Below are 5,307 nucleotides of genomic sequence, written 5' to 3' on the forward strand. Positions count from 1 at the left end.
CAGCCGACACCAACCACCCCGCCCGGCGCGGCCCACAGCCATGCCCGTGAACCGTCACCCACAGCAAGATCGCTAAAGCAGGTGAATGTTTACTGCTCACCAGCACCCCCGAGGGCCGGGCCGCCTATCTCGACGCCGACTTCCGCGACCCGGAGGGGATCCTGGAGTCCGAGCAACTGCGGGAAACTCTCGACCTGAGCCAGCCTGTGGCGGTCAGTCTGATCGCGATCGTGCAGTTCATCACTGATGACGCAGCCGTTCAGGACATCATCGACCGGCTCATGCGCCCGTTGCCGGCGGGGAGCATCCTGGCGCTGTCGACCGCCACGGCCGACAGCGCGCCCGAGGAAGTTCGCGCCGGGGAGGCCGCATACAACGCCAACGGCATTCCGCTGGCCGTGCGCGATAAAAGCACGGTCGAGCGTTTCTTCGACGGGATGGAACTGCTTGACCCCGGAGTAGTGCTCGTCCACCACTGGCATCCCGACGAGGAGGCGGCTGCGCTGGACGATGCCCACGTGTACATGTATGGCGGAATCGCCCGGAAACCGTAGCCCGCGCGCCTCGCCGTTCATGACAGGCTCCGACCATCGACCTGCCGGACACCGAGGCCAACGACGCCGCGTTCGGCCGGCCGTCCAACGGCACTCGGGCGGGGGCGTTCCCGCAGGTCCGGTGGCTGGCGGCGGCCGAGTCCGGCACCGGGGCGCTGGTCGGTGCCACGTTCGGTCCCTTCACCACCGGCGAACAGACACTCGCCGCGGACCTGCGGGGCTGCTATGGACCTGACATGCTCGTGCTCGCCGACTGGAACTTCCTGTCCCACCGGCTGGCCCGCGACGTGCTGGCCACCGGCGCGCACATCCTGTGGCGGGCCTCGGCGTCGTTCGCCCTGACACCGGTCCGGGTCCTGGCGGACGGCACGTACCTGGCCGAGCTGACGCCTGCGCGGCCCGCCGACGGCCCGCCGGTCACGGTCCGGGTGGTCGAGTACACCGTGCACACCACCCCCACCGGCGGCGCCGAGTCCGCCTCGGAGCTGTTCTGCCTGGTGACGGACCTGCTCGACGTCGCTGCCTACCCGGCGCTCGACCTGGCGTGCGCCTACCCGCTGAGGTGGGAGTGCGAGACCATGATCGGCCACCACAAGACCGACAGGGGCGAGGGACAGCCCGTCCTGCGCAGCAAGGACCCCGAAGGCGTCGCGCAGGAGCTGTGGGCGCTGTTCGCCGTCTACCAGGCCATCCACACTCTCGTCGGCGCCGCCGTGGACGCCGCCGGCATCCCCCGGGCAGGATCAGTTTCCGCCACGCCCTGACCGCCGCGACCGACACCGTCACGGCGGGCTTTCCCCCCAGCCGGCGTGACCTGGCCCTGGCCACCTTCCTCCTCAAGATCCTGCAACCCGCGACGTTCGTCCGGGACCGCCCCGACCGCGCCAGCCCCCGCAAAACCAAGAAAACCGGCGACTTCCCCGCCCGAAAACCCGGCGAACCCGCCGTGGTCACCGTCACCCGCTGCATCGAACTCTACTGCCTCGAACCACGACGATCACCTTAAAGCAGCGCCATTGCCCTCTCGGCCGGTCCGGATGGTTCCTTCAGTAAGACCATCATCCCAGCTCAGAGGGCATTTACGCGTTCATCGCACCGCTAACTGGCCAAATCGGGCGGTGGATCAGGGCTGAAACCGCGCCGCCCGAGGGCACTCGCCCTTGGGCGGCGCGCCGACTGTGAGCTGATAGACGAAGGACGGACGAAACGGTGGCACATCGAGCCTTTTCAACCTCGGTTTGTCTGATTCTCTCGGCGGTTGAGGATCGCCAATTAGCGAATTCAACGGGCGCCGGCTCCAGTCGTTCCGCCATCTGGCGGCGGCGATAGTTGGCCGGGCGGTGGCCGGAGGGGTGCCGTAAATAGAGAAGTCCCCGGTAGATCACAGGGTGTCTACTCCACTGTGCCCTTGACCGAGGACTTCCGTTGCTAATCTACCCTGGTGTCGTCGACCTGCCCGAGTCGACCCTGACCCTCCTCGCGGGGCTGCTGGCCGAGGACCGCGCCCAGCGCCGGACCTGGCGCAAGCTGCCCCCACACGAGCAGGCACTCCTGGTACTCGTCCACCTACGCAAGGGTGAACGCTACGAGCGACTCGCCGAGGGGTTCCAGGTCAGCGTCGGCACCGTCCACAACTACATCCGCGAAGCCGTCCGCCTGCTCGCCACTCACGGCCGGACCCTGCTCGCCGCGGCCTGGATTTTCGCGTGGACCCAGAGCAACTTCCTCATCCTCGACGGCACCGTCGTGCGTACCAATCGTGTCCGGGCGCATAACAAGCTGTACTACTCGGGCAAGCACAAGTACCACGGCATCACCCTGCAGAGCCTCACCGACCCCTACGGCCGGCTGGTCTGGATCTCCGAAGGGCTTCCCGGCTCCGTCCATGACCTCACCGCGGCCCGGATGCACGACATTCTCGATCTGATCGACCGTTCGGAGCTCTACCTCTACGCGGACAAGGGCTACATCGGCGGCGAAGGCGAGCGCCTCCTCGTCCCGATCAAGAAACCCAAGAACAACGACCTCCCCGACCGTGACAAGGAGGCCAACCGGACCCACGCCACCACCCGCTCACAAGGTGAACGAGGATTCGCGGTCCTCAAGAACTGGCACATATTCGACCGTTTCCGCGGCTGCCCACGCCGCGTCGGCACCTTCGCCCAGGCCGTCCTCGTCCTCGCCAGCGAGGGCCATTAGAACAACCAACTTTGAAAAGGCTCGGTGGGAAGCTCGACCGCCGTCAATAATTAGTGCCCGCCGACTTCGATCTTCACGGGGTAGCGGTGTTGCCCAGATGATCGGGCCCAGTCGGGGCCAGGCGCGCTGACACCTGATGTCCAGCCAGGAGCCAGCGGCAAACGCGAAAGCGCCCCCGAAGGGGGGCTGAGCAGGCAAAGCCAGCTTGTGGACCCTGTGGAGTCGAAATGAAATAACTTGCGCGTTTCGAACCCTCCACAGGCCTGTGACCTGCGATGATGCTCTCGATCGCATATTTGTTACTTCATTACGTCCCCTGTGTACCAGCATCCGAACCGTTCGATCTTGGTTGCGGCCCCTGAAATCACTGTCCGGCCGGTCGCTACCCGTGCCCTGGCCAGGGACGATGCCCAGTGACCGCGCCGACCGTTACATCACCTACCGGATCGAACGGGTGTTCCGCAGGTCTGGCGGTTTCGGACGCTTCGACCCGTCTCGTGACCGTAGTCGTCGGCGTGGTGGTCGCGTTGACGTTCCTCTTCGGGTTCAGGAGGGATGACAGGCTCATGGTTGCTGGTCGAGAAACGTCGCAGCCTCGGCTGGGTCCATGATGTTGGACCAGATCTGCTCTTCGGGGGCCACTGCCCGCTGCGGCATGGCGTAGTCGGACATCCATGCGTCGGCTTCACATCCGGGTACGAGGCTGAGGATCGTCGCGACGAGCCGTCGCGGGACCGAGCCGATGAGGCGGATCGCGACATAGGTCTCGTGACCTTGGTCAGCGACGACCTGGATGCCCAGCGCCGCGCCGTCCAGCATGACGGCGTGCTCCTGGCCGTCCAGCAGTGACTCGCCTACCAGCCGGTGCACCGCCGCCCTGAGCGTGCGCTCGGCGCGCGTCGCCGACTCGGCCCGCCACCTCAGCTTGTCCTCCTGACCGGGCAGCAGGTCACCGGTGTAGGTCGTGGTGGCGAGAGCAGGCGAGTGTCTGGCGTTGTAGCGTGCCCGCGCGGCGGTTGCGCGTGCGGCCAGCGCCGCGTAGAAGTCATCGGGCGAGCCTTCCTCCCGCTGCCCGGCCGCCACCAGCCATGGGATCCCGGCGTCGACCCACACTGCACCGCGCCAGCGATGGACCTTCACCTTGAACAACACCTGATCGTCGATCGCGGCGATCCGCTCCTGCGGCGTGTCGTCGTCGGCGAAGCGGTCGCCGACCTTGCCGAGTAGCGGATGGCCGATGTCCTCCAAAGGCGTGTCCGCGCGCGGGACCGTCAAGGCGAGATCCTCTCGCAGGCAGCGGAGCGTGGGGCGGGCCCGTCCGGCCACCGTCAGCGGTCCTCTTCGACGCCGCCGATCGCGTCGAGTTCAGCACGAGTCATCCCGGCGAGCATCGCTATCCGTGACGCGCGGCTGCCGTCGAGCTCGCTCAGCAGCTCCCGCATCCCGGACTGCATTTCCTCGCGGCGCGCGTCCAGGTAAAATGCGACCGCCGCCTCGACGAGATCCTTCTTGCTCATATGCAAGTAGTGCGCGCCACTGGTGATCAGCTTGTCGCCTTCCGGCGAGACCTTGACCGCAACCTGCCGGGGCGTCTGCTCCATCATCGCCGCGTCCGTCTCCTTCCCGCCAGCTACCAGTTCGTCGGTGCCTCCAGTACCTCAAGGGTACTCTGCCATCGGTCGCCGCCGGGCGCGACCAAGCACCGACTCCTCCCACCACACCAGCAAGACAACTCACCGTCGACGGGTGGGTCGAACGGGTCGACAACGGCGGCTCCCGAACCGCTGGCGTTCAGGCCGGACATTGCTGACCGCGCTGCCGGCGGACTGGGCGGAGCCTGGCGCAGGCGACCGCAGGCACGCCGGTACCGAGGATGCAGGTGGACCCGGCGCCGCGACACGACCGTCGCTCCCCGCCCCTGCCCGCAGACGGGAAACCTAGATCAAAAACACCGATCGGCGATCAGCTGGGAGCACCTTACGGCACGGGGTGCGGCGCTGGGTTGTCACGCCGCAAGTAGAAGGCGCCTTGACGGCGAGAACCCAACACGGAATAGCGATCGAGATCGACAGGGTGAACCAAAGTTCATGCCAGTCGAACGAGATCAGAGAATTCACAAGTAGCGCGATTGCGCCGATTTCGACCAAGAGAAGAGTGAGCGCGGCGTTGCGCTTGGCCATCCCGGTTCTCCATACCTATCGAGTTGTGGCGTTGTGCAATCGTAGCAGTGAGGTTGTGGCGCTACGGGTGGGGGTGTGATGGTGGAGTGGGGATCGCTCCTGGTTGGAGCGATGGGAGGTGGCGGCGGAGTGCATACGTCCACCGGTGTGACGAACGCAACACAAGCTGGAGAAGGTGGCCACGCTGGGCGATCCGAGCGGTGAGACCTCGGCGGCCTGAACAGAACGTGTGGCTGCCGGCGTGGATGCGCCACACAATTGACCAGTCGACCTCGAAGTATGTGTGAACGGCGATGTTGCGGAAGCCTGTGACGGACCGCCACGGCACGTCCGGCTAGGGCCTGTTTGGGAAGTTTATCGGGGCAGCCATTCGT

General features: G+C 66.2%; 7 protein-coding genes. 3 read left to right on the plus strand and 4 right to left on the minus strand.

Going from position 1 to position 5,307, the window contains the following annotated elements; translation table 11 throughout:
- Window positions 1–92: 92 nt before the first annotated feature.
- The 3 genes from AC08OU_RS22180 to AC08OU_RS22190 all read left to right on the plus strand — a co-directional run bounded on the left by AC08OU_RS22180 (window position 93) and on the right by AC08OU_RS22190 (window position 2,753).
- Window positions 93–554 (plus strand): SAM-dependent methyltransferase, encoded by a 462-nt coding sequence (locus AC08OU_RS22180; protein ID WP_476605690.1) that lies wholly within the window; start codon window positions 93–95, stop codon window positions 552–554.
- Window positions 555–790: 236 nt separating this feature from the next.
- The gene (locus AC08OU_RS22185) at window positions 791–1,318 is read left to right on the plus strand and encodes a transposase (protein WP_476602041.1); all 528 of its coding nucleotides are present in this window, start codon (window positions 791–793) and stop codon (window positions 1,316–1,318) included.
- A gap of 661 nt (window positions 1,319–1,979) precedes the next feature.
- Window positions 1,980–2,753, plus strand: coding sequence for a transposase family protein (locus AC08OU_RS22190; protein WP_476602042.1), 774 nt, complete (start codon window positions 1,980–1,982; stop codon window positions 2,751–2,753).
- Window positions 2,754–3,317: 564 nt separating this feature from the next.
- Here AC08OU_RS22190 and AC08OU_RS22195 read toward each other — a convergent pair.
- The 4 genes from AC08OU_RS22195 to AC08OU_RS22210 form a co-directional block, all read right to left on the minus strand.
- Complete coding sequence (locus AC08OU_RS22195) at window positions 3,318–4,028, minus strand: hypothetical protein (protein WP_476602043.1); 711 nt, start codon at window positions 4,026–4,028, stop codon at window positions 3,318–3,320.
- A 53-nt stretch (window positions 4,029–4,081) separates the two neighbouring features.
- Window positions 4,082–4,357 carry a hypothetical protein gene (locus AC08OU_RS22200; protein ID WP_462188646.1) on the minus strand — a complete coding sequence of 92 codons (276 nt, stop codon included), beginning with the start codon at window positions 4,355–4,357 and terminating at the stop codon, window positions 4,082–4,084.
- 333 nt (window positions 4,358–4,690) lie between these two features.
- Window positions 4,691–4,933: a hypothetical protein gene (locus AC08OU_RS22205; RefSeq protein ID WP_462188645.1), complete on the minus strand. Its 243-nt coding sequence runs from the start codon at window positions 4,931–4,933 to the stop codon at window positions 4,691–4,693.
- A 61-nt stretch (window positions 4,934–4,994) separates the two neighbouring features.
- Window positions 4,995–5,261 (minus strand): HepT-like ribonuclease domain-containing protein, encoded by a 267-nt coding sequence (locus AC08OU_RS22210; RefSeq protein ID WP_462203586.1) that lies wholly within the window; start codon window positions 5,259–5,261, stop codon window positions 4,995–4,997.
- Window positions 5,262–5,307 lie beyond the last annotated feature (46 nt).

Source organism: Frankia sp. CcMO1 (genome assembly GCF_977945845.1).

Excerpts from the sequence above, each read along its gene's own strand:
- AC08OU_RS22200 (WP_462188646.1), bottom strand. The coding sequence starts at position 4,357 with ATGATGGAGCAGACGCCCCGGCAGGTTGCGGTCAAGGTCTCGCCGGAA.
- AC08OU_RS22185 (WP_476602041.1), top strand. The coding sequence starts at position 791 with ATGCTCGTGCTCGCCGACTGGAACTTCCTGTCCCACCGGCTGGCCCGC.
- AC08OU_RS22205 (WP_462188645.1), bottom strand. The coding sequence starts at position 4,933 with ATGGCCAAGCGCAACGCCGCGCTCACTCTTCTCTTGGTCGAAATCGGC.